The sequence below is a fragment of the Mycobacterium terramassiliense genome, from assembly GCF_900157385.1.
Classification (GTDB): domain Bacteria; phylum Actinomycetota; class Actinomycetes; order Mycobacteriales; family Mycobacteriaceae; genus Mycobacterium; species Mycobacterium terramassiliense.
This window is the reverse complement of sequence record NZ_LT717701.1, coordinates 2670255-2691277: the sequence shown is the minus strand read 5'-3', so window position 1 is coordinate 2691277 and position 21023 is coordinate 2670255. Positions and strand designations below refer to the sequence as shown.

Genomic DNA, 21023 nt, shown 5'->3' with positions numbered 1-21023 from the left:
TGGGAAAGATGAGCAACCCCTACGAGCGGTTCCGCCATTGGGCCACAAGCATTCTCGGCCACCACCATGACGACGAGGTGTACCAGTTCTCCACGATCAGCGCCCTGCTCGACGGCGTCTACGACGGCGATGCCACCGTCGCCGACATCCTGCGGCACGGCGACTTCGGCCTGGGCACCTTCAACCACCTCGACGGCGAAATGGTCATCCTGGACGGCGTCTGCTACCGGCTACGCGCCGACGGCACCGCCACCCGGGCGGCGCCGACCGACCGCACCCCGTTCGCTGCGGTCACGCGGTTCCACGGCGACTTCGAGATCCCGGTTCAGACCCGCACCGGGCGCGCCGAACTGACCGCGGCGATCGATCGCCAAATCCAAAGCGCCAACCTGATTTACGCGATCAAGATCACCGGGCGCTTCGACGAACTGCACACCCGAACGGTGATGGCGCAGAAACAGCCCTATCCCCCGTTGACCGAGGCGACCGAGGAACAGACCGAGACGGTGTTCACCGACGTTTCGGGCACGGTGGTCGGGTTCCGCACCCCCGACTTCGAACAGGGCATCTCCGTGGCCGGATACCACCTGCACTTCCTCAACGAGGAGCGCACCGCCGGCGGGCATGTCCTCGACTTTAGCCTCGAGCACGGAACGCTCGCGGTCAGCGGCGCCTCGCAATTGCACCTGAGCCTGCCCACCTCCGGTGCGTTCCTCGGCGCGCAGCTGTCCGGAGACGACCTCGCCGAGCGGATCGGCAAAGCCGAAGGCCCCAAAGGCGGAGATTCCCCTCAGCGGTAGATGTTCACGACGTCGGGCGGCCCCAGGCGGGCCGGATCGGACCGGCCGGTGGCGGCGAGCAGAAAGTCGTGCGCCGCCATACCGGTTCGCTGCTCGAATTGGTCCGCGGAGACACCCAACAACCGGGCAACGGCCGGGTTCGCCGCCGCAGAGTCATCGCGCAGCAACGCGCCGAGCGCGAAATCGAACGCCGACGGTGACGTGCGGCTTGTCGCAACGATCTCGACGTTCGTCACCGCGCTGGATGTCACCGTGTCCGAACTCCGCCTCGAGGCTTTCCTGCCCGCCGACCGGGGGACCGCCGCGATTCTCGCCCGCCGTCACGCACGCTGACCCGTCCGAGGGGTTGACGAATTCACGGACTGTTCAGGCACACGTCGGTTCCACATCGATGACTGCACACGCGCGCCGCGTGTCCTCACGGTATGCGCGTTGTTCAGGTGGCCAACTTCTACGGCCCTCGCTCCGGCGGACTGCGCACCGCGATAGACAGGCTCGGCGCCGAATACTGCGCCACCGGGCACGAGGTGTACCTGGTCGTCCCCGGTAGCAGCCCACAGCGTACGCAGCTGCCCACGGGCGTCGTGCGAATCACGATGCCCGCCCGTTTGATTCCCTTCACCGGGGGCTACCGGGCGGTGATGCCGGGGCCCGTCAAGGCGCTGTTGAAGGCGCTGCGGCCCGAAGCGCTGGAGGTCTCCGACCGGCTCACCCTGCGGTCGCTGGGGCCGTGGGGGCGCGACTACGGCGCCAAGACGGTGATGATCTCCCACGAGCGGCTGGATCGCCTTGTGGGCCAGATACTTCCGCGCCGCAGCGCCGAGCGGTTCGCGGACTTCGCCAATCGGCGCACGGCCGCCAACTACGACACCGTGGTGTGCACGACGGCGTTCGCCCGCGAGGAATTCGACCGGATCGGCGCGACGAACACCGTCACCGTCCCGTTGGGCGTGGACCTACAGACGTTTCACCCGCGCCGGCATTCGCACCTGGTGCGGCGGCGCTGGGCCGCCCCGCATCAGATCCTGCTGGTGCATTGCGGCCGGCTCTCGGTGGAAAAGCGCGTCGACCGCAGCATCGACGCGCTCGGCGCGCTGTGCCATGCCGGCGTCGACGCCCGGCTGGTGGTGGTGGGCGAGGGCCCGCTTCGGGCCCGGCTGGAACGGCAGGCCTCCCGGCTGCCGATCGACTTCACCGGCTTCATCAACGACCGGCACACCGTCGCGGGTCTGCTGGCCACCGCCGACGTGACGCTGGCGCCAGGCCCGCACGAAACCTTCGGGCTGGCCGCGCTCGAATCGCTGGCCTGCGGGACGCCCGCGGTGGTGTCGCGCACGTCGGCGCTGACCGAGATCGTCACCCCGGACAGCGGAGCCCTGGCCGACAACGACCCGTTCGCCATCGCCTGGGCGGTCGGCGCGGTGGTCGGCCGGCCCGAACACCACCGCCGCAGCTCCGCCCGGCGCCGCGCGGAGACTTTCACCTGGGAACGCGCCGCTGCCGGAATGCTGGCGTCGCTGAGGACCTGCGCTCAGCCGGATTTAAAGCGGTAGCGGACCACGACCGTGCCTACCAGCCGGGACATGCGCGCGCTGGGGGCCGCCAGGCGGGCCGTGGCGCGCATCGCGGGCGAAAGCCCGTCGACCTCGGGCGCCCTGGTGAGGAAGATTTCGTCGACGAGTTTGACGCCGTCGACCCAGCGCTCGGGCTGACGGGGATCGTTGAATCCGGGATTGACGACGCCGCCCGCAATCACGGACATGCCCGGAGCGTGCCTCACCGCCCAGATGGCGTAGCGGGTGTAGAGATTGAATGCCAACTCCCCGCTCGGGAAGTGATGGACGAGTCGATTCAGCAGCGCAACGAAGCCGGCCTGCGTGAGGAAAGCGATCAAACCGTCGCCGACGATCATGGCGGGCCGTGAACCGGGGACTTCGTTGAGCCAGTCCGGATCGGTGAGATCCGCACCGATGCTGTGAGCGTTCGCGCGTTGGGAAACAACGCGAGAGCGCACCGCAATGACCTCGGGGAAATCGATGTCGTACCACGCCACGGTGGGCGGCGGGTCAATCCGAAAGACCCGGGTGTCCAGGCCGGCGCCCAGATCCAGCACCACCGCGTCCGGGTGCTCGGAGATGAAACGACGCACGAGATCGTCAAGTGTCTTGGCCCGCACCGCAATGTCGAAGACCCGAGATCGAGCGTCGAGGAATTTGGTTGTCAGCGCGGGAAACCGGGCAAGGTCGTAGCCGACCTTGGTCAGGATCTCGTCGGCCATGGTGTCACCCAGGAACGGTCGCGGTAAGCGGCTGTCCAGCGCCCTGCCGCCCAGCGTGAGAAACAAGCTCTCCTGCGCGGGGGTGAAGGACGGAAGCGCCAAGCTCACGGCGCGTCTCCCGCCCAGCTTCGCGGCAGCGCCGCGACCAACGCCTCGACCTGCGTGCGGGTGAGTGTCGTGACGCTCCCGTCCGCCAACCCGAGGACGCGGTCGATGGCAAGCCCGTGCAGCCTGAATCGCGTTGTCAGGCGGTCGATTGCCACCTCTCGCGCGGATTCGTCGGCGGCCTGTAACACCTCGATGACGTTCGAGTTCGTGCGCGCCGCAAGGCCGTAGATCATGTCGGCGACACCCTCGGGGTCAAACGTATCGAAGACGCCGTCGGCGACTCCGTCGGATATCAGCCGCGTCAGCAACGGAAGGACCAACGCTTCCTCGACCGCCAGGATTCGCGCGTACAGGTGCGCATTGTCAGGGCGCAGCAGCGACACCATCGCGGCCAATTGCTCCGGTCCGCCCGTTTTCATGTTCACGTCGAAACCCGCGCGCAAGCTCGCGTTGAGCCGGGCCAATGCGTCGCCCCCACAGGCGGCGACGGCGTCCTCAACGGCGGCGAACGCGTCGCTCGCGCTGCGCTCGGCCAACGCGGTGATCAGCGCGTCCTTGGACGGAAACCAGTGGTAGAAAGCGCCTTTCGAGACCCCGGCGTCGGCGATGAGGTCGTTGAGGCTGACGTTGTCGTAACCGTCGCGCACGAATAACAAGGCCGCCCGGTCGAGCAGTTCCGCTCGCCGGATGTCGGGATGCTTAACTACCCGCGGCATGCGCTCGATCGTCGGTCGGGCGTTCCGGCTTCCAGCCGACGTAGGTCAGGTATAGACCGGCCGAGGCCAGGCAGGCGAACAACACCCAGATCACCGCCGACGCACCCGAACTGTAGATGGCGTTGCCGCCCGCGTCGTAAACCCGGGGAACGGTCAGCAGCAGCAGGCCGCGGATCAGGAAGAACCAGCCGACGACCGAGACCATGATCGCCGCGGGGCTGCGCCAATACTGGTGAAACGCGATGATGAAAAGGCCGCCCGCCAAAAGAATGGCGCCGTAGAGCCACGACCACATCGGGTTCGCCTTGAATTCGTTGAACAACACCTCCATGTCATGCCCGCGCACCGCGACGGTGCTCGGCACGATGGTGAGGTACGGGCCCATCACCCGCGCGAACATCCGGGTCCGGACCTTTGACAACTCTGAGCCGCTCATCGTTCGTTCTACCTCCTGGTCGCCCAGGAAGTATAAGCAGACCGGTGGTCGGTATACCAGACCGGCGGTCGGTAGGACCCCGGGCGTTTACCCGCCGCTGGGCTTGCTGGGGCTGTGCTTGGCCGGGCAGTAGTCCGCGGTGGCCGCCCCGATGAACGTCTCGGCCTGCGCCTGGGTCAGCTTGTGCGATCCGGTCAGCTGGTCGATCTCGTCCTTTTGCGTGTAGCCCGCATCGAGGTCCTGGCACATCACGCGCGCCATGTTCACGGCCTGGGCTGGCGAACCGAGGTTGATGCCGTGCGACGAGAGGTACTCGGCGAATTCCTGGTCGTTCTGGTCGGCGTGCGCGACGGCCGCCGGGACCCACGCGACGGCCAGCAGAGCGCCAAACGCGCACGCGGAGATTTTCTTCTTCATTTCCCCATCACTTTCAAAGCATCGACGCCCAATGTAACGAATCGTCGCGCGCGAGCGGGTCGGTGGTCAATAGCCCGTAGGCGCTATCGGCCCTCGCAAGCCAAAGTTCAATCCGCCGTTCAGTTTTAGTTCTGAATGAGTTTAATTGCGGGCGCAGGGGCGACCTCGTTTCCGAAACAAGAGTTCACCGCGAGTTCCGATGGCGTTCACCTAGCGGGCCGCGGCTAGGCTCGCCGTAAACGGCAAGGAGGTATGCCCGTGCAGGCGCGGGACGAGGTGCTGATCACGGCCGCGGAGCTGGCACGCCTGATCGAGACCGGCGACCCGCCGGCGATCCTCGACGTGCGTTGGCGGCTCGACGAGCCCGACGGCAGGGCCGCCTACCTGGACGGTCACCTACCGGGCGCGGTGTACGTGTCGCTCGAAGACGAACTCAGCGACCACACCGTCGCCGGTCGCGGCCGTCATCCGCTGCCGTCCGGGCGCAGCGTGGAGGCGGCCGCGCGCCGGTGGGGAATCCGGCACGACGACGCGATCGTCGTGTACGACGACTGGAATCGCGCCGGTTCGGCGCGAGCGTGGTGGGTGCTGACCGCGGCCGGCCTGCGGAACGTGCGCATTCTCGACGGCGGCCTGTCCGCGTGGCGCTCGGCCGGACACAGAATCGAGACCGAACCGGTCAACCCGGCTCCGGGGAATGTGACTGTGCCACAGGATGATCTGTACAACGGTGATCGCCCCACGCTGACGGCGGAGCAGACCGGCGAGGTGACACTGCTCGACGCCCGCGCACCCGAGCGCTTCCGCGGCGACGTCGAACCCCTGGACCCGGTCGCCGGGCACATCCCCGGCGCCAAGAACTTGCCCAGCGGCGCCGTCCTGTCGGAGGCCGGAACGTTCATCGGGCCAGGCGCGCTCGATCGGTTGTTGTCCGACCGCGGCATCGATGGCCGCGTCGGTGTCTACTGCGGCTCGGGTGTCACCGCGGCCATCACGATCGCCGCGCTCGCCGCGACGGGCCGACAAGCCGCGCTGTATCCCGGGTCGTGGTCGGAATGGTGTTCGGATCCGGCCCGGCCCGTCGGTCGCGGGCCCGAATAGCCCGCGGGCGAGGTCAATTCAGGTCCCGGCCCGGGTCTGCAGGAGGGCCGCGGCCACCCGGGCGGCGTTCTCCGCCGCGATCTGCTTGTAGAAGAAGAACTGGAACGGGAAGCCCGGCAGGCGCAGCGGGTCGCCGGCCCCGTCCGAAATCCCACGGATTCCGAGGAATGGGACCCCCTGCGCGCCGGCGACCGCTCGAACCGCCGCCGTCTCGTTATCCGTCGCGTCGAAGGCCGGGTCAGCAACCCAGGCGACGTTCAGGTTGGTGACGAAAGCCTTTCGCAGCCAGGGCCCGGCCGCCCGAAAGAAGTTGCCGGTGTAGCGAAGTGAGCGATCTGGCGCGCTGCGCGGCTGACAGCCGAAAACGCCGCCGCCGTTCGGGATACACGGGAACGCCTGGCCGTTGTTGTTGTCGAAGCTGGACCCGTCGCCGCCAACCACCAGCCGTGGCCGGCGCTTCAGATCGACCAGCTTGACTCGGGGGGTGTTGTGGCGCAGGTAATTAACGGTTTGCAGGTCGACGCTGAGTGCTCGCGCCGCGGCCAGCAGGCCGGCGTCGACCGGGAGAAATGTTGCGCCGCCGTCCAGGGTCCAGCGGGCCGGTACGGTCACGTCCCCGACGTTGACGCGCGCCCCGCCACCGGCGACACCCGCGAACAGCACCGCATCAATCGCTGACTCGCCGGCGAAGCGGGCGAAGGCGGTGCGGGCGGTCTCGGTCGCGTTCACCATGCCGATGCCGGTCATCGCCACGATCACCTTCTTGCCGCCGATCGAGCCGAGGTAAAAGTGCCGGCGTTCGGCCCGCACCACCGGGTCGTGGTCCAGCACGGTATGCGAGAGAACCGCATCGGCCTCGGCCGGGAAGGCGGACAGCACCAGCGTGCGCTGTTCCTCCGGTTCTCTATCGGTCATAAATGCTTGATTTTGGCGCATCGGGCGCGGCCGAATATCCAATACCGTTCTTTTTGTTTAGCAATTTCGCGTCGTTATTCGCGCTAGTCTCAGCGGCGTGCTGGAAGTGATCGACAAGGGGCCCGTCGGCGATTCCCAGAAAACGCCGCTGCTCTTCGTCCACGGCGCCTGGCACGGCGCCTGGTGTTGGGACGAGCATTTCCTGGACTTCTTCGCGGCGAGGGGCTATCGATCGGTGGCGGTGAGCCTGCGCGGCCACGGAAACAGTCCCGCACCGGGCAGCATGCGCTTGTGTTCGATGGCCGACTTCGTCGACGATGTCGCCTCCGTCGCCGACGGCCTGCCCCGGCGGCCCGTGGTGATCGGGCATTCCATGGGCGGCTTCGTGGTGCAGAAGTACCTGGAGACCCACGACGCTCCGGCCGCCGCGCTGCTCGCCTCGGTGCCGCCCAGCGGGATCGCCCGGTTCTTCCTGCACCGGTTCCAACGGCACCCGTGGCTGACCGCGCGAAGCCTGGCCCTGGGCAAGTCATTGCCGAGCGTGGGCGGCACGCCGGAATTGGCCCGCGAGACTTTCTTGTGCGAGGCGATTCCCCACGCCGACGTGGCGCGCTACGCCGCGCAACTCAACGAGGAGTACGTGTCACGCTTCGTGCTCGAGATGCTGGTGCTCAATCTGCCCAGGCCCCGCCTGGTCAGCGCCCCGCTGTTGGTCCTGGGCGCCGAAGACGACATCGTCTTCACGCAGCGCGAAGTCCGCGCGACCGCGGCCGCCTACCGCACCGAGGCGGAGATCTTCCCGGCGATGGCCCACGACATGATGCTCGAGCCCGGGTGGGAGGCGGTGGCCGAGCGGATCCACGCGTGGCTCCAAACCCGCTGTCCCACAACGTTGCCGCGATGACGGGCCGTCTCGACGGCAAGGCCGCGATCATCACCGGTGCCAGCAGCGGGCTGGGGCCGGTGATGGGCTCGCTGTTCGTCGCCGAAGGCGCCCGCGTGCTGCTCGCCGCGCGGCGCGAAGAGTTGGTCCGCGACGCCGCCCTCGCGGCCGGCCCGGGAGCCGTCGCGATGCGTGCGGACGTGACCAACGAGGACGACGTGGCGGCCATGGTGGCGAGGGCGGTCGACGAGTTCGGCCACATCGACATCCTGTGCAACAACGCCGCCGCGCCCGGGCAGGACCGCTGGATCTGGGAGCAGACGCTGGACAACTGGAACGCCACCTTCGCCATCGACGTCACCGCGGCCATGCTGTGCACGCGCGAAGTGCTCAATCAGTCCATGCTGCAACGCCGCCGCGGGGTCATTCTCAACTTCTCCTCCACCGCGAGCTACTCTGCCCTGGTCCGCAAGACCCACTACGTCGCCGCCAAGGCGTCGCTACGGGCGTTCACCAAGGCCGTCGCGCTCGAGGTCGGCCCGTACGGCATTCGGTGCAATTGCATTGTGCCCGGCGCCATCGACACCGAGCTGTTTCGCAACTGGGTGCAACGCACCGCCGACGAGCAGGGTGTCGACTTCGCGACCCAGCGCGCCAGGTCCCTCAAAGGCGTGGCATTGCAAGACATCTCCTCCCCCGAGGACGTCGCCAACCTGGCGCTGTTCCTGGCCAGCGACGAGAGCCGAACCATCACCGGGCAATCGATACCCGTGGACGCCGGCGGGTACATGCAGGGATGAGCACTCGTCTGTCGATATCCACCCCGGTGGTGACGATGTTGCCGCAGATCAGCGGCGAGTGGGAGAAAGAGGCGTCCATCGACGACCTGGCCCAGATCGCCGAAGCCGCAGACCGACTCGGCTACCACCACCTGACCTGCAGCGAGCACATCGCGTTGCCCGCCGCCGAACAACAGCGCCGCGGAGCCCGCTATTGGGATCCGCTGGCCACCCTGGGTTATCTCGCGGCGCGCACGCGACGGATTGGGTTGGCCACCAACGTGCTGGTGCTCGGGTATCACCATCCGCTCGAGATCGCCAAGCGCTACGGCACACTCGACAAAGTCAGCAACGGCAGGCTCATCGTCGGCGTCGGCGTCGGCAGCCTCAAGGAGGAGTTCGACCTCCTCGGCGTGCCCTTCGACGACCGCGGGGCGCGCGGCGACGACGCCCTGCGGGCGCTTCGCGCCTCGCTGTCGGTGCCCGAGCCTTCCTACCACGGCGAGTTCTATTCGTTCGGCGGCATGGTCGTCGATCCCTGCGCCGTCCAGCAGCGTGTCCCGATCTGGGTCGGAGGACGCACCCTGCGGTCGCTGCGCCGGGCGGCGACCCTGGCCGACGGCTGGGCCCCCTTCAACGTGAGCCTGCGACAGGTCCGAGAGTGGTTGGGCCGCTTCGACCTTAAGCCCGGCTTCGAGGTCGTCCTACCGCCCCCGAGGCCCCTGGACCCGATCAACGAGCCGGACCGAACCCGCGAAACCCTCGCCGACATCGCCGCGCACGGGGCCACCATCGTCAGCGCGATCTTCACCCATACCTCGCTGCAGCATTACCTGGAGAATCTGCAGGCACTGGCCGAGTTGCACCCGTCCGCCTAGAGAGGGCCCTCATGTCGAAAGCGATTCGAGCGCTGGCCATCATCGCGATGTGTTGTGGAGGCGTGGTGGTTGGCGCGGCCGCTGCCCCGGTCAGGGCCACCGGCGCGCCGGCATGCGTCGGGTTATCCGTTTGCCCGCCGCCTCCGCCGGACACCGAAGGCAACCCGGGGTGCTATTACGCCGACGGCTGGCGCGACGCGTCGGGCGGCGGGATCGAGGTGTGGTACTTCCATGAGCCGCAGAGCATTTCGAAGGCCGACAAGGTCACGGCGCTGGTGCGAAAGAAGGACGGCACCAACGAGTCCCAGGACGCCAACATCGACGCGGGTCAGCAGGTGCACCGCTTCGAATTCCCGGCCGTCGACAAGTCCGCCGTTCAAGAGGTGTTGCTCACCACGGGCGGTGGCCGCTGCTATGTGGCCGGGCCCGACGCGTGATGCGAGTCAAGGCAGGCTTTTTCAGCCTCACCGCGCCCGCCCCGCCCGACGACGACGGCAGTTACCTGCGCTGGCACCTGCTGGATCACATGCCCGAGCAATACCAACTGCCGGGCATCGTCCACGGGTTGCGCTGGATCGCGGAAGGCGACTACCTCGAGCGCCGCCTGGCGGCCGACGGACCGTTGGGACAGGTCGGCAACGCGGTGCACTACCTGATCGGTGACCCCGTCGAGAAGACCTTCGACGACTTCGTCGCGCTCGGCCGCGCGCTGCGGGAAAACGGCCGCTTCCCCGTCACGCGCCCGTCGCTGCAAGTCGCCGGATTACGCCTGCTGCAATGGCACGCCGCCCCGCGCGCGCTCATCTCCGCCGAGGTGGTGCCGTTTCGGCCGCACCGCGGGATCGTGCTGATCGTCGAGGAACCCGATGCGGGCCGCCCGGACGAGTGGCTGCAATGGCTGCACGCCGAGCACTACCCGGCGCTGCTCGCCACGCCCGGCGCGGCCGGCGCCTGGACTTTCGGTTCGAGCACCGGTTGGAGCCACCTGCCCGGCGGATGGCGGACGGACCACCAATACATCACCGTCGTGTACCTCGACGCCGACCCGCTCACCACCGCCGATGCGCTGGCCCCCCTCATCGAGGCAAGGTGGCGGTCCGGGGCAGTTCGACCGGTATTCGCCGGGCCGTTACGCACCATGGTCACTTGGGAAGCGTGGCCGAGCAAGTGAGCCCTATAGTCCTTGCTGACGACCTAGCGAAAGAAGTGAGATGACCAATCGACGGCTCGTGCGCGCCGCCGCCGCGCTGCTCGTGGTGGCGGCTGGCCTGCCGGCCTGCTCGAGCAAGGGTGGTCAGCCTTCGGCCGCGAGTTCGAGTGCGGTCCCGCCAACCACGACCGTCATGATGGACGGCAACAAGCACACCATGACCGCCGCCGTCGAGTGCACCAACTCCGCGGCGGTGCCGCCGGCCGAGTCGGGCGATCTGACCACCCACGTCAGCGTTCGCGACGATTCGGCGTCGGTAACGCTGTCCTTGTCGGACGAGAAGCCGCCGAGCGTCGACGGGTTCTCCATTTCGCTCAAGACGGGATCCGGGCAGTATCAGCTGCCCTGGCAGGCGCCCCAGTCCGCGACCCAGGTGCAGGCCACCAAGGACGGGAAGAGTTACACGATCACCGGGACGGGCCAGGGGGCGTCGCCGAATCAGGGTGACGTCCACCAGGTGACGTTCGGGATTCACCTCAGCTGCCCATAGGCCCGAACACGTTGCCGTCGTGGGTGTTTCCCCATGTGTCACGTGCGTCACCCCGGGGGAAGGGACGTGAGGTTTTGCCCACCTCCGAGCGACAAGCGGTTGTCGAACCCCGATCCCCTCTGACATGCTGGCGGCTTGGACATCTTCGCGGAGTGGCAAAGCGGCGGGACCGAACTTCGGTGGCGATCGACCACCGCCGCCAACGACGGGCAGGAACTCACCGTGTTCGTCCGCCGCTGCGGCACACCCGGCGCCCCCGCGCTGGTGCTGGTGCACGGCTTTCCGACGTCGAGCATCGACTATTTCGCCCTCACCCGCGAACTGGGCAACGACTTCGACATGTTCGTGCTGGACTTTCCCGGCTACGGAATGTCCGAGAAACCCCCGGCGCCGCACGCCTACTCGCTGTACGACGACGCGCGACTGCTGGTCTACGCGATCACCCAGGTGTGGAAGCTGTCCGAATTCCGCATGCTCACCCACGATCGCGGCAGCAGCGTCGGCATGATCGCGCTGGAGATGTTGGCGGCCCAAGAGCCACCCGTCGTGCCCGTCGACCTCATCCTGACGAACGCCAACATCTATCTCCCGCTGTCGAATCTCACCGCGTTCCAGACCGCCCTGCTCGACCCCGCGACGGGGCGCGACACCGCGGCGGCGACCACGCCGGAGATGCTCGCCGCGGGCTTGGGCCTGAGCACCTTCATGCCACGGCGGACGCCGGACGACCCGGAGATCGCGGCGCTGGCAAAGTGTTTCGCCCACAACGACGGAATCCGCGTGCTGCCGGACACAATCCAGTACCTCAACGAGCGCGCCGCGGGCGAAACCAGTTGGCTGGAAGCGCTTTCCAAGAGCCACGTCAACACCACGGTGGTGTGGGGCCTGCACGACAACGTCTCGCCCGTACGGGTCCCCAACTACATCTGGCAGACCTATCTGAAGACCAAGCCCGGCAAGAACCGATACTGGCTGGTGCCCGGCGCCGATCATTACCTGCAATGCGACGCTCCCGGGCAGCTGGCCCAGATCGTTCGCCTCACGGCTCAGGGTGAACAGATCCCGCTTCAGACGCTCGGGAACCGGCCCGACGGCGCCGTCCTGGTGGACGAAGGCGCGTCCTAGACGTTCCCGTCTGCCGAGCGTGCGGCTGGCGTACCCGACGGCTGCTACCCCAGGAGCTGGCTCTTGAGGGTCCCGGCCAGCCAGTCGCGGTATTTCGTTTGGCTCCATCCGCGGGTACCGACCAGCGCGTGGTGCAGGCCGGGGTCGTTGTAGATCCAGATGATGTCGCGGGCTTGCGCGACGGACAGGCCTGAGCGCAGCCCCCCTTTGCGGCTCAGCAGGGTCGCCAGCTCCTTCGCCCCGGCCAGGCGCTGCCGACTGAGTTCGGTCCACAGTTCGCCGACTTCGGGTTCGACTCCGGCGGCCGAGCGCGCCACCTCGTAGATGGCGGACACCCGCCGTTGGGCGTCGCTGAGCAGGCCGGCATATCCCGCGACGATCTCCGTGGGGTCGGCCATGGCGAATAGCTTGCGCGCCTCGGGACGTTGATGGAACGGCACCTGCTCGTCGTCGCCGACGATGGCCCGGTCGCAGGCGGCTTTCAGCAGCCAGGGCTTGCCTCCCGCGGCGGCGAACACGGTCGAACGCCCGACTCCGGCCGCCTCGGCGATCGCGTCGATGGACGTGCCGCCGTAACCGCGCTCCACGAAAAGCCGCGTGGCGGCGTCCAGCACCAGCCGGCGCGTGGCGGCGGCCTGTTCGGCGCGCAACCGGGACCGGTACGGGCTGAGGGAGGAATTCATCGGACTCTCAGTATGCCCTACCCCCGATTCGGGAATTAATCGGACCAGACGCATATTGAGCATACTGATAGTACGACGAATATCGGAGAGGAAGCTACCATGTCCGCTAAGCCCATCAGGTCCGGAATGACCCGCCTCAGCGCCGGTGACCATTTCCGCACCTGGAACTGACCGGCATCCTCGACGAACCGATCGCGGTCCCCGATCCCGCAGGCGCGTTGACCCATCTGCAATTTCGGCGGTTTGCGGGCTGCCCGATCTGTAACCTGCACCTGCGCTCAATCACCGCGCGGCTCGACGAGATCAGCGCCGCCGGCATCCGGGAGGTTGTCATATTCCATTCCAGCCCGGCCGAACTGCGCAAGTACGAGAAAGACCTGCCCTTCCCGGTCATCGGCGATCCCGGCCGGAAGCTCTACCGCCGCTTCGGCGTCGAGGCGTCGGCCATGGCGATACTCAATCCCGGCGCGTGGCGCGCGCTGCCCAGGGGATGGTGGCATGCCCTCCGCACCGCGATCAGCAGGCGCCGAGCCCCGATGCCGGCCAACCCGACCAACGGCAACCTGGGCCTGCCCGCCGACGTGCTGATCGACGCCGAGGGGCGCGTGGTCGCGGTGAAATACGGCAAGCACGCGTACGACCAGTGGTCGGTCGACGATTTGCTCGCCATGGCGCCGCGAGTCACCCGGTGACGACGGGCAGGCGCGCCCACCCGCGCACGCTCGCGGTGTGCGCCCGTTCGGCGTTGGCGTAATCGACGTCCCAATCGGGCCAGCGTTTGAGGACCTCTTTCATCGCCACCCGGGCCTCCATCCGGGCCAGCGCCGAGCCGAGGCAGAAATGCAGGCCCTGCCCGAAGCTGAGGTGGCCGCCCTCGCGGTGGATGTCAAAGCGGTCGGGATCGGCGAATCGGCGTTCGTCCCGGTTGGCGGACGCGTTCAGCAGCAACATGAACGATCCCTCCGGGACGACGCGGCCGTAGTGCTCGGCATCGCGGGCGACGTAACGAGCCTGCACCGGCGACGGCGGTTCGTAGCGCAGCGTCTCCTCAACCGCGCCCGGGATCAGCGACGGATCGGCGACGAGTTCGCGGCGCTGATCCGGATGGTCGGACAGCAGTTGTCCCATGAAACCGATGAGCCGGGCCGTGGTTTCGTTGCCTGCGCCGGCGATCATGGCGGTGTAGGCCAGCACCTCGGTGCGTGACAGGGGGCGCCGCGTGCCGTCGGGCTCGTCGATCTCCGCGCGCAGCAGATCGGTCATCAGGTCATCGGACGGATGGCTGGCCCGCCATTCGATGTACTCGGCGAACATCGCGATGGTGTCCGCGAACAGATTCGGGTTGACCTCACCGGGCTTGCGCCCCTCGGCCATTTCGATGAAGGCCCCGTTGCGATCCCGGATCTTCGCCTGGTCCTCCTCGGGGATGCCCAACAGGTAGCCGATGGTGCGCATCGGCATCATCGCCCCGAGGTCCGCGATGAAGTCGAAGCCGCCGGCACCGATGAGCGGGTCGAGTTCGCGAACGCAGAATCCGCGCACCATGGACTCCACGGCCAGCATGCGCCGGGGCGTGAAGACTCGCGACAGCAGGCGGCGGTGCAAGTCGTGCAGCGGCGGATCCTCGAACAACAGGATGCCCGGCGGCACTTCGATGTTGTTGAACAAGATGTCGGCGGTGGTCCCCCGACCCGAGCGGTAGGTCTCCCAGTTCGGCAGTTCGCGTGCCACGTCCTCGTACCGACTCAGCGCGTAGAAGTTGAATTTCTCGTTGTAGTACAGCGGCGCCTCTTCGCGCATGCGCTTCCACACCGGGTACGGGTCGTCGTCGATCTCGACGTCGTATGGGTCGTAATACAGCTCGGCCGAACGTAACATATTGCCCCTCAATCGTTTCGGTGCAGGAAACCGTGGAGGATCGCCTGGACGAGCTCCTCGACGATCACCTCGCGCGACGGCTGTTTGGTCCCGAAGTAGGTGGAACGCAACGCGGCCATGCCGGCGATCATCGCCACCGTGGAGTGCGCCGGCAGGTCCGGATGATCCGACCGCAGGCCCCGCAGGTGCATGCCCTCGGCGCTGATCCGGCCGAGCACCGTCAGCGCCCGCCTGACGTCGGCGATGCCGGCGTCGGCCATCTCCTCCTCGGTCAGGGCCTCCGATGCCATCAGCGTCAAGAGCAGCCCCTGGTGCTCGACGAACACGTCATAGAGCTGCCCGACGAAGTGACCGGCGAGCTCCTCCTCCTTGGTCTCCTCGGGGATGACCGACTGCCACGTCTGGCCGAATTCGTCGACGAAGGTGGTGAAGGGCAGCACGAGGGCCTCGCGGAACAGCGCCGCCTTCGAACCGAAGTGACGGAACAATAAATGCTCGGTAACGCCTGCGGCCTGGGCGATTTCGCGCGTGGTGGTGCTGCGATAGTCCTGGCGCGCGAAGAGGCCCCGCGCGGCCTCGAGCAGCAGTTTGCGCGGCGCGCCGCGGGGCCGGCGCGTGGCCGCGGTGGCTGCTGGTCGCTGGGGCACAACTTTTAAGATAGCATGCACTATCTTGAGGACCGAACCCGATACGGGAAGGGGCGCGGACGTGGGCGCAGTCATCATGCTCGGCACGCTGTTCGGGCTGATCGTCCTGATCTTCGGACTGGTGCTGCGCTTCGACCCCGAAGCGCGCCGCTCCCCCGGACGCGAGGGCGATCGATGAGCGCCGGGATGACGCCGTTGATGCAGGCGGCCAGCGGCTTCGCCCTGGCCGGTGGTATCACCTTCACCGCGATCGGCGTCTACCTGAGCATTCGCCGGCGCCGGATACACCCACTGCTGCTCGTCTGCATCTCGGCGATCTCGTTCTCGTGGATCGAGGCGCCCTACGACTGGGCGATGTACGCCCAGTTCCCGCCCGCCATTCCGCGAATGCCGTCCTGGTGGCCGCTGAACGTGACGTGGGGTGGATTGCCCTCGTTCGTGCCCATCGGCTACATCTCCTATTTCGTGTTTCCGGCGGTGACCGGCGCGGCGCTGGGGAAATGGGTCAGCGCGAAGTTCCAGTGGCGCAGGCCGATATCGCTGCTGATCGTCGGCCTCGTCGTCGGCTTCTGCTGGGCGCTCCTCTTCAACGGGTTCCTGGGAGCCAAGCTCGGCGTCTTCTATTACGGCCTGGTGATCCCCGGCTTGGCGATCCGCGAGGGAACCATTCATCAATACCCGCTCTACGACTCGCTCGCGATGGGCATTCAGATGATGGTCTTCACGTACCTGCTGGGACGCACCGATTCGCGGGGGCGCAACGTCATCGAGGTGTGGGCCGATAAACGGTCGTCGGGCCGTCTGCAGTCGTCGCTCCTGTCGATCGCTGCCGTCATTGTGATCGGAAACCTGCTCTACGGAGCGGTTTTCGCGCCGCATTTGGTGACGAAGCTGGGCGGTTGGGTGACCGCGGGCCCGACGGGCCAGTTGTTCCCGGGCGTGCCGAATCAACCCAAGTGATCCGGGCCGAGCGTCGACTTGTTGCGGGAAATTGGGCGGCGCTTTCAGGCGATGGATGCAACAGTGGGTGGTTTGGTCGGGTTGGACAGTAGTTCGTCGAGGGCTTCGGCGGGGGTTTTCCAGTCCAGTGTTTGGCGTGGCCGATTGTTGAGTTTGGCCGCGACGTAGTCCAGATAGTCGGCCGGAAACACCGACAGGTCAGTGCCTTTAGCAAACCACTGGCGCAGTAGCCCGTTGGTGTTTTCGTTGCTGCCGCGCTGCCACGGGGAGTGCGGATCACAAAAGTAGATATCCAAGTCGGTGGCTGCGGCGATGGCGATGTGGTTGGCCATTTCCTTGCCTTGGTCCCAGGTCAACGTGCGGCGCAGCATCGCCGGCAGCTGGGCCATCTTGGCCACGATCGCGTCCTGGACGGCCAGCGCGCCGTGGTTGTCGGGCAGGTGCAACAGCATGACGAATCGGGTGCTGCGCTCGACGAGGGTGCCGATCGCCGAGCCCGATTCGGTGCTGCCCAACATGAGGTCGCCTTCCCAGTGGCCAGGCACCGCGCGGTCGGCCACCTCCGGTGGACGCTCGCTGATGTTGACCATGTTGGGGATACGACCCCGGCGCTCACCGGGGATGCTGCGCGGTTTGCGCAACGCCCGCCCGGTGCGCAGGCAGCGGTGGATATCGCGGCGCAAGTGGCCGCGGCCTTGCACGTAAATCGCCTGATAGATGGCTTCGTGTGACACCCACATCTCCGCATCGTCAGGAAAATCCCGCCGCAGCCCCACCGCGATCTGGCCGGGACTATGGAAGTCGTCTAACCGAGTCTGCACCTCCTGACGCAATCGGTCATTTGCCGCCAGCGTGCTCTGCTTGGGACGCCGGGCACGTTCATCGGAGCGTGCTTGGGCCCTGAGGGCCCGATACTGAACGTGCGCGGTTTTGCCGCTCTGGCGCGCCCCGAAGGCTTCCTTGCGCCGATAACCGGATTTGCGCCCGTCGTAGCTGTTGTCCACCCCGTTGGCGTCGATCTCGCGTTTGATCGTCGACGCCGGCCGGCCCAGCCGGTTGCCGATCGAGTGCAACGATTCGTTCGTCCTGACACCAATTTCGATCTCGACCCGGTCTTCGAAGGTCAGCCTCGGCCGCGGGCCAACGCTTTTCGGTTCACATAGCCGTGGTTTCACGCCGCCAGCATCAGCAAACCAGCCATAGCCAGAACGTTCCGACACGCCGACGGCGACACCGGCCTCCGCGGCACTACAGCCATTACCGATGTGAGCCCAGAACTGACGGACAACAAACCTCAACGGCGGACGCGGCACAGCAACACTCCTCAATCAGATGTGTTGCATCCATCCCTTGAAGCTAAGGGCGCTTGCCACGCCACAACTCCACGTTGGGCGGATCAAATGAAGACGGGCAGCTTCGACCAGCCCCGCACGCTGGAGGTGTGCGCCTTGGTCGCGTTGGCGTAGTCGACTTCCCACTCCGGCCACCGCTTGATGACCTCCTCCAACGCCACCCGCGCCTGCATGCGCGCCAGGGCCGAGCCCATGCAGAAGTGCAGTCCGTGACCGAAACTCAGATGAGTGGCGCCGCGATGGATGTCAAATTCCTCGGCGTCGGGGAACCGGCGTTCGTCCCGGTTGGCGGACCCGTTGATCAGCAACATGATCGAGCCCTCGGGCACCGTCGTGCCGTGTAATTCGACGTCGCGGGCGACGTGGCGCGCCTGCACGGGCGAGGGCGCTTCGTAGCGCAGGACCTCCTCGATCGCCATGGGAATCAGCGACGGGTCGGCGACGATCTGGCGACGCTGTTCGGGGTGCTCGGCCAGCAGCTGGCCGATGAAACCGATGAGGCGCGTGGTCGTTTCGTTACCCGCACCGGCGATCATGCTGGTGTAGAGCAGCACCTCGGACCGGGTGAGCCGCCGGGTTCCGTCGGCGTCCTCGACCTCGGCGTTGATCAGCTGCGTCATCAGGTCATCGGAGGGATGGTCCACCCGCCAATCGATGTAGTTCGCGAACATCTCGTGGCTGTGTTCCAGGAAGTCCTGTGGAACCGCCCGGAACGTGCCCTTTTTCAGCGTGAGCTGGCTGCCGCCCTTGTCGCGGATCGCTTCCTGATCGGTTTCGGGGATGCCCAGCAGGTAGCCGATCGTGCGCATCGGGACCATCGCGCCCAGGTTCTCGACGAAGTCGAACCTGCCCGAGCCCACCAGCGGGTCGAGCGCGCGCACGCAGAATGCCCGGGTGAGCGGCTCGATCGCCTCCATCCGGCGCGGCGTGAAAACCTTGGAGAGCACGTGGCGGTGGACGTCGTGGATCGGCGGGTCCTCGAAGAGGATGACGCCGGGCGGCAGCTCGATGCCGCTCATGATGATGTCCATGGTGGTGCCGCGACCCGAGCGGAAGACGTCGAAGTTCATCAGCTCGCGGGAGACGTCGTCGTAGCGGCTCAGCGCGTAGAAGTTGTACCTGTCGTTGCGGTACAGCGGAGCCTCGTCGCGCAGCCTCCTCCAGATCGGGTACGGATCGTCGTCGATGTCGAAATCGAACGGGTCGTAATAAACCTCGGCGGTGCTGGCTCCGGTCATAGTGCCGTCTTTCTCTCCGACAGGGCCTCCGGCAGCACGACGTCGCCCACGCGCTTGAGGTACGGCCACGCGACCTCCGGCGGCAGCCCGCCGCACAGCGGCGACAGGTTGAGTATCTGGCCGGCGCGCACCCGCGAAATCGCTTCCGGCACCGAGATGATCACGTGCGACGCTGGCGCGGCGCGCAGCTCCTCGACGGTGCTCACGTGCGAGAAACCCGCGGTCGTCTCGTCCCCGGGATTCCACGCGGCATAGGTTCGCACGTCGTGCAACAGATGCTCGCCTAGCTCGTCCCACGCCTGGTCCACGTCGTCGGCGACGAACACGACTGACGGGGTGTCGCGGCTGGGAAACATCGTTGGGCCGGGCGTATGACCGTGCTCGCGGCACGCCTCCTCGTAGGCCTCCCGCATGCCGGGTGCGTTGGCGTTGCCCAGCATGCCCAGGCCATACCTGCCGGCCCGGCGCGCCGCCGCCACGCTGCCACCGCCCCACATGAGCCCGGGGCCACCGGCGGTCTCCGGGCGCGGCGTCACCATGATCCGTCGTCCATCCCGGCTGACCGTTTCGTCGGAGAGCAGCGAGCGCAGCAGTTCGAGCTTCTCGTCGGCGAGCCGGCCGCGTCCCTTCAGCGCAACACCGAAATGCTCGAACTCCTCGGGTCGATACCCCAGCGCCAGGATGTACGACGCCCGCCCGTTGCTGATGATGTCGAGGACCGCCATGTCCTCGGCGAGGCGCACCGGGTCGTAGAACGGCAGGATCAGGATCAGGCTCAGCGCCAGCCGCTCGGTTCGCGCGGCCACCGACGACGCCAGCAAGAGGGGCGACGGCAGATAGCCGTCCTCGGATCCGTGGTGCTCGCAGAACACCGCGGCCAGGCCGCCATGATCCTCGGCCCACGCACACATTTCGGGCACGGCGGCGTACAGCGCCACTTTCGGCGCGCCCCACGACGGGGCGCGCATGTCGAAGCGCAGCGTGAACACACCCAACTCCTAGCCAACCTAATATTTGTCCACGTACGCTACGGTGCGGCCGAGAGCCGCGTCAACGCCTAGGCAAACACGTGCCGCGGCAAAGTCGTCGGGATATCCAGCGAGCTGAGCAAGCCGGGCGGCGCGTCGACCACGTACGGGATCGCGTTGACCACCCGCATGGCCGTCGCCGCCATCGCGGCGCGCCCGGCGCCGTGGCCCTCGGCCGCCCCGAGCGTCATCGCGCAGTGAATGTCCGGATCCCCTTCGATGTCGACGCGATAGGTCGCGTCGCAGTCCGACGTCGGCCAGTCGGGGGCGACGTCGCGGGCCATCCGGATGACGTGCTCGATCACGATCGCCTCCCGTCCGTTGATCACCCCCGCGGCCCGGGTGCGCACCGCGCCGCAGCTGCCCGCCTTGATGGTGCCGAACGCCACCTCGATGTCGCGATCGGTCAGCTCGCGGTCGAGGGAACCGTTGATGCGCTCGACGTCGACCCCCAGCCCGCCGGCGATCAGGTATATCGGTGCTTTCCAAGCCATTTCGATGAACCCGGGTGTCTTGAGCATGGGCTCGAAATCCAGCGGACGGCCGAAGCCCATCCCGTCCATCATCACGTCGGCCACCGGGTAATGGTCGTTGAGCGCGACCTCGCTGGCCGTGATGGTGCGGATGTTCTTGGACTGCGTCGTCATGAGCAACGCCAGCTGGTCGGAGGCGAAACCGGGGAAAATGCCCGAGGCGTAGAACGAGACGCCGCCCGACGTGGCCGCCGCCTCGAGTTGGTCGCGCCACTCCGGGGCGAAGTACGACGGCGGATGCACCAGGCTCGTCGACGACGTCGACACGACGTTGATGCCCGCCGACAGCAGCCGCAGGTAGTCCGGCACGGCGGCGCCGTCGCGCTCGGGGCCGCTCGCCGCGTACACCACGGCGTCGGGCGCCAGGGCGATCAGGGCTTCAGCGTCGTGGGTGGCCGTCACCCCCAGCGGCCCGATGCCCGCCAGCTCGCCGGCGTCCCTGCCGACCTTGTCGGGCGAATGCACCCATACGCCAACGAGTTCCAGGTCTGGCCGGCGGTGGATGGCGTCGATCGCGATCGACCCGACCCCGCCGGTGGACCACACTACGACTCGTGTCACAAGCGCT

Annotated in this window: 25 protein-coding genes; 12 read left to right on the top strand and 13 right to left on the bottom strand. The window is 67.2% G+C overall.

Annotated features, from left to right (window positions below; genetic code table 11):
- Positions 1 to 8: 8 nt before the first annotated feature.
- Complete coding sequence (gene budA, locus MTAB308_RS27300) at positions 9 to 800, top strand: acetolactate decarboxylase (RefSeq protein WP_245831510.1); 792 nt, start codon at positions 9 to 11, stop codon at positions 798 to 800.
- Here budA and MTAB308_RS29135 read toward each other — a convergent pair.
- Positions 791 to 1051, bottom strand: a complete 261-nt coding sequence (locus MTAB308_RS29135; protein ID WP_157901028.1) for a hypothetical protein — start codon at positions 1049 to 1051, stop codon at positions 791 to 793. The two genes, budA and MTAB308_RS29135, sit on opposite strands and share 10 nt — an antisense overlap.
- A 174-nt stretch (positions 1052 to 1225) precedes the next feature.
- Here MTAB308_RS29135 and MTAB308_RS27290 point away from each other — a divergent pair, with 174 nt between their 5' ends.
- On the top strand, positions 1226 to 2353 hold the full coding sequence (locus MTAB308_RS27290; protein WP_077103874.1) for a glycosyltransferase: 1128 nt from the start codon (positions 1226 to 1228) through the stop codon (positions 2351 to 2353).
- On the opposite strand, the gene MTAB308_RS27285 is transcribed toward MTAB308_RS27290, so the two are convergent.
- The 4 genes from MTAB308_RS27285 to MTAB308_RS27270 form a co-directional block, all read right to left on the bottom strand.
- Positions 2332 to 3186 carry a class I SAM-dependent methyltransferase gene (locus MTAB308_RS27285; protein WP_077103873.1) on the bottom strand — a complete coding sequence of 285 codons (855 nt, stop codon included), beginning with the start codon at positions 3184 to 3186 and terminating at the stop codon, positions 2332 to 2334. The two genes, MTAB308_RS27290 and MTAB308_RS27285, sit on opposite strands and share 22 nt — an antisense overlap.
- Complete coding sequence (locus tag MTAB308_RS27280) at positions 3183 to 3902, bottom strand: TetR/AcrR family transcriptional regulator (protein ID WP_077103871.1); 720 nt, start codon at positions 3900 to 3902, stop codon at positions 3183 to 3185. The genes MTAB308_RS27285 and MTAB308_RS27280 overlap by 4 nt, the downstream gene beginning before the upstream one ends.
- Positions 3886 to 4338 carry a hypothetical protein gene (locus MTAB308_RS27275; RefSeq protein ID WP_077104874.1) on the bottom strand — a complete coding sequence of 151 codons (453 nt, stop codon included), beginning with the start codon at positions 4336 to 4338 and terminating at the stop codon, positions 3886 to 3888. Before MTAB308_RS27275 ends, MTAB308_RS27280 begins: the two co-directional genes overlap by 17 nt.
- An 87-nt stretch (positions 4339 to 4425) precedes the next feature.
- On the bottom strand, positions 4426 to 4755 hold the full coding sequence (locus MTAB308_RS27270; protein WP_077103869.1) for a DUF732 domain-containing protein: 330 nt from the start codon (positions 4753 to 4755) through the stop codon (positions 4426 to 4428).
- 258 nt (positions 4756 to 5013) lie between these two features.
- On the opposite strand from MTAB308_RS27270, the gene MTAB308_RS27265 reads away from it, so the two are divergent.
- Complete coding sequence (locus MTAB308_RS27265) at positions 5014 to 5856, top strand: sulfurtransferase (RefSeq protein ID WP_077104872.1); 843 nt, start codon at positions 5014 to 5016, stop codon at positions 5854 to 5856.
- 18 nt (positions 5857 to 5874) lie between these two features.
- Here MTAB308_RS27265 and MTAB308_RS27260 read toward each other — a convergent pair whose 3' ends face one another.
- Positions 5875 to 6771, bottom strand: coding sequence for a 5'-methylthioadenosine/S-adenosylhomocysteine nucleosidase family protein (locus tag MTAB308_RS27260; protein ID WP_245831508.1), 897 nt, complete (start codon positions 6769 to 6771; stop codon positions 5875 to 5877).
- A 97-nt stretch (positions 6772 to 6868) separates the two neighbouring features.
- On the opposite strand from MTAB308_RS27260, the gene MTAB308_RS27255 reads away from it, so the two are divergent.
- The 7 genes from MTAB308_RS27255 to MTAB308_RS27225 all read left to right on the top strand — a co-directional run bounded on the left by MTAB308_RS27255 (position 6869) and on the right by MTAB308_RS27225 (position 12136).
- Positions 6869 to 7675: an alpha/beta hydrolase gene (locus MTAB308_RS27255; protein ID WP_077103865.1), complete on the top strand. Its 807-nt coding sequence runs from the start codon at positions 6869 to 6871 to the stop codon at positions 7673 to 7675.
- Entirely contained in the window at positions 7672 to 8454 is a 783-nt protein-coding gene (locus MTAB308_RS27250; RefSeq protein WP_077103863.1) for an SDR family NAD(P)-dependent oxidoreductase, read from the top strand. Before MTAB308_RS27255 ends, MTAB308_RS27250 begins: the two co-directional genes overlap by 4 nt.
- On the top strand, positions 8451 to 9311 hold the full coding sequence (locus tag MTAB308_RS27245; protein ID WP_077103860.1) for an LLM class F420-dependent oxidoreductase: 861 nt from the start codon (positions 8451 to 8453) through the stop codon (positions 9309 to 9311). The genes MTAB308_RS27250 and MTAB308_RS27245 overlap by 4 nt, the downstream gene beginning before the upstream one ends.
- A gap of 11 nt (positions 9312 to 9322) precedes the next feature.
- Entirely contained in the window at positions 9323 to 9748 is a 426-nt protein-coding gene (locus MTAB308_RS27240) for a hypothetical protein (protein ID WP_077103858.1), read from the top strand.
- Positions 9748 to 10482, top strand: coding sequence for a hypothetical protein (locus tag MTAB308_RS27235; protein WP_077103856.1), 735 nt, complete (start codon positions 9748 to 9750; stop codon positions 10480 to 10482). The genes MTAB308_RS27240 and MTAB308_RS27235 overlap by 1 nt, the downstream gene beginning before the upstream one ends.
- A 40-nt stretch (positions 10483 to 10522) precedes the next feature.
- On the top strand, positions 10523 to 11011 hold the full coding sequence (locus MTAB308_RS27230) for a lipoprotein LpqH (protein WP_077103854.1): 489 nt from the start codon (positions 10523 to 10525) through the stop codon (positions 11009 to 11011).
- A gap of 135 nt (positions 11012 to 11146) precedes the next feature.
- Complete coding sequence (locus MTAB308_RS27225; protein ID WP_077103852.1) at positions 11147 to 12136, top strand: alpha/beta fold hydrolase; 990 nt, start codon at positions 11147 to 11149, stop codon at positions 12134 to 12136.
- Between the two features lie 44 nt (positions 12137 to 12180).
- Here MTAB308_RS27225 and MTAB308_RS27220 read toward each other — a convergent pair whose 3' ends face one another.
- Positions 12181 to 12819, bottom strand: coding sequence for a TetR/AcrR family transcriptional regulator (locus tag MTAB308_RS27220; RefSeq protein ID WP_077103851.1), 639 nt, complete (start codon positions 12817 to 12819; stop codon positions 12181 to 12183).
- A 161-nt stretch (positions 12820 to 12980) separates the two neighbouring features.
- On the opposite strand from MTAB308_RS27220, the gene MTAB308_RS27215 reads away from it, so the two are divergent.
- Entirely contained in the window at positions 12981 to 13511 is a 531-nt protein-coding gene (locus tag MTAB308_RS27215) for an AhpC/TSA family protein (protein ID WP_077103849.1), read from the top strand.
- Here the strand turns inward: MTAB308_RS27215 and MTAB308_RS27210 are convergent.
- Positions 13501 to 14697: a cytochrome P450 gene (locus MTAB308_RS27210; protein ID WP_077103847.1), complete on the bottom strand. Its 1197-nt coding sequence runs from the start codon at positions 14695 to 14697 to the stop codon at positions 13501 to 13503. The genes MTAB308_RS27215 and MTAB308_RS27210 overlap by 11 nt on opposite strands.
- 8 nt (positions 14698 to 14705) lie before the next feature.
- A complete protein-coding gene (locus MTAB308_RS27205) occupies positions 14706 to 15344 on the bottom strand; it encodes a TetR/AcrR family transcriptional regulator (protein ID WP_245831507.1) in 639 nt (212 codons plus the stop codon).
- 174 nt (positions 15345 to 15518) lie between these two features.
- Here MTAB308_RS27205 and MTAB308_RS27200 point away from each other — a divergent pair, with 174 nt between their 5' ends.
- Complete coding sequence (locus MTAB308_RS27200) at positions 15519 to 16304, top strand: spirocyclase AveC family protein (RefSeq protein WP_077103842.1); 786 nt, start codon at positions 15519 to 15521, stop codon at positions 16302 to 16304.
- Between the two features lie 44 nt (positions 16305 to 16348).
- Here MTAB308_RS27200 and MTAB308_RS27195 read toward each other — a convergent pair whose 3' ends face one another.
- The 4 genes from MTAB308_RS27195 to MTAB308_RS27180 all read right to left on the bottom strand — a co-directional run bounded on the left by MTAB308_RS27195 (position 16349) and on the right by MTAB308_RS27180 (position 21016).
- Entirely contained in the window at positions 16349 to 17617 is a 1269-nt protein-coding gene (locus MTAB308_RS27195) for an IS30 family transposase (protein ID WP_077099686.1), read from the bottom strand.
- Between the two features lie 83 nt (positions 17618 to 17700).
- Positions 17701 to 18894: a cytochrome P450 gene (locus tag MTAB308_RS27190; RefSeq protein WP_077103840.1), complete on the bottom strand. Its 1194-nt coding sequence runs from the start codon at positions 18892 to 18894 to the stop codon at positions 17701 to 17703.
- Positions 18891 to 19883, bottom strand: coding sequence for an LLM class flavin-dependent oxidoreductase (locus MTAB308_RS27185; protein ID WP_077103838.1), 993 nt, complete (start codon positions 19881 to 19883; stop codon positions 18891 to 18893). Before MTAB308_RS27185 ends, MTAB308_RS27190 begins: the two co-directional genes overlap by 4 nt.
- Positions 19884 to 19951: 68 nt before the next feature.
- Positions 19952 to 21016: an NAD(P)H-dependent amine dehydrogenase family protein gene (locus MTAB308_RS27180; RefSeq protein ID WP_077103836.1), complete on the bottom strand. Its 1065-nt coding sequence runs from the start codon at positions 21014 to 21016 to the stop codon at positions 19952 to 19954.
- Positions 21017 to 21023: the final 7 nt, after the last annotated feature.

What these genes read in the sequence shown, in the direction of transcription:
- budA (WP_245831510.1), top strand. Translation starts at nt 9, where the DNA reads ATGAGCAACCCCTACGAGCGGTTCCGCCATTGGGCCACAAGCATTCTC.
- MTAB308_RS27290 (WP_077103874.1), top strand. Translation starts at nt 1,226, where the DNA reads ATGCGCGTTGTTCAGGTGGCCAACTTCTACGGCCCTCGCTCCGGCGGA.
- MTAB308_RS27280 (WP_077103871.1), bottom strand. Translation starts at nt 3,902, where the DNA reads ATGCCGCGGGTAGTTAAGCATCCCGACATCCGGCGAGCGGAACTGCTC.
- MTAB308_RS27275 (WP_077104874.1), bottom strand. Translation starts at nt 4,338, where the DNA reads ATGAGCGGCTCAGAGTTGTCAAAGGTCCGGACCCGGATGTTCGCGCGG.
- MTAB308_RS27270 (WP_077103869.1), bottom strand. Translation starts at nt 4,755, where the DNA reads ATGAAGAAGAAAATCTCCGCGTGCGCGTTTGGCGCTCTGCTGGCCGTC.
- MTAB308_RS27260 (WP_245831508.1), bottom strand. Translation starts at nt 6,771, where the DNA reads ATGACCGATAGAGAACCGGAGGAACAGCGCACGCTGGTGCTGTCCGCC.
- MTAB308_RS27250 (WP_077103863.1), top strand. Translation starts at nt 7,672, where the DNA reads ATGACGGGCCGTCTCGACGGCAAGGCCGCGATCATCACCGGTGCCAGC.
- MTAB308_RS27245 (WP_077103860.1), top strand. Translation starts at nt 8,451, where the DNA reads ATGAGCACTCGTCTGTCGATATCCACCCCGGTGGTGACGATGTTGCCG.
- MTAB308_RS27240 (WP_077103858.1), top strand. Translation starts at nt 9,323, where the DNA reads ATGTCGAAAGCGATTCGAGCGCTGGCCATCATCGCGATGTGTTGTGGA.
- MTAB308_RS27235 (WP_077103856.1), top strand. Translation starts at nt 9,748, where the DNA reads ATGCGAGTCAAGGCAGGCTTTTTCAGCCTCACCGCGCCCGCCCCGCCC.
- MTAB308_RS27230 (WP_077103854.1), top strand. Translation starts at nt 10,523, where the DNA reads ATGACCAATCGACGGCTCGTGCGCGCCGCCGCCGCGCTGCTCGTGGTG.
- MTAB308_RS27220 (WP_077103851.1), bottom strand. Translation starts at nt 12,819, where the DNA reads ATGAATTCCTCCCTCAGCCCGTACCGGTCCCGGTTGCGCGCCGAACAG.
- MTAB308_RS27210 (WP_077103847.1), bottom strand. Translation starts at nt 14,697, where the DNA reads ATGTTACGTTCGGCCGAGCTGTATTACGACCCATACGACGTCGAGATC.
- MTAB308_RS27200 (WP_077103842.1), top strand. Translation starts at nt 15,519, where the DNA reads ATGAGCGCCGGGATGACGCCGTTGATGCAGGCGGCCAGCGGCTTCGCC.
- MTAB308_RS27190 (WP_077103840.1), bottom strand. Translation starts at nt 18,894, where the DNA reads ATGACCGGAGCCAGCACCGCCGAGGTTTATTACGACCCGTTCGATTTC.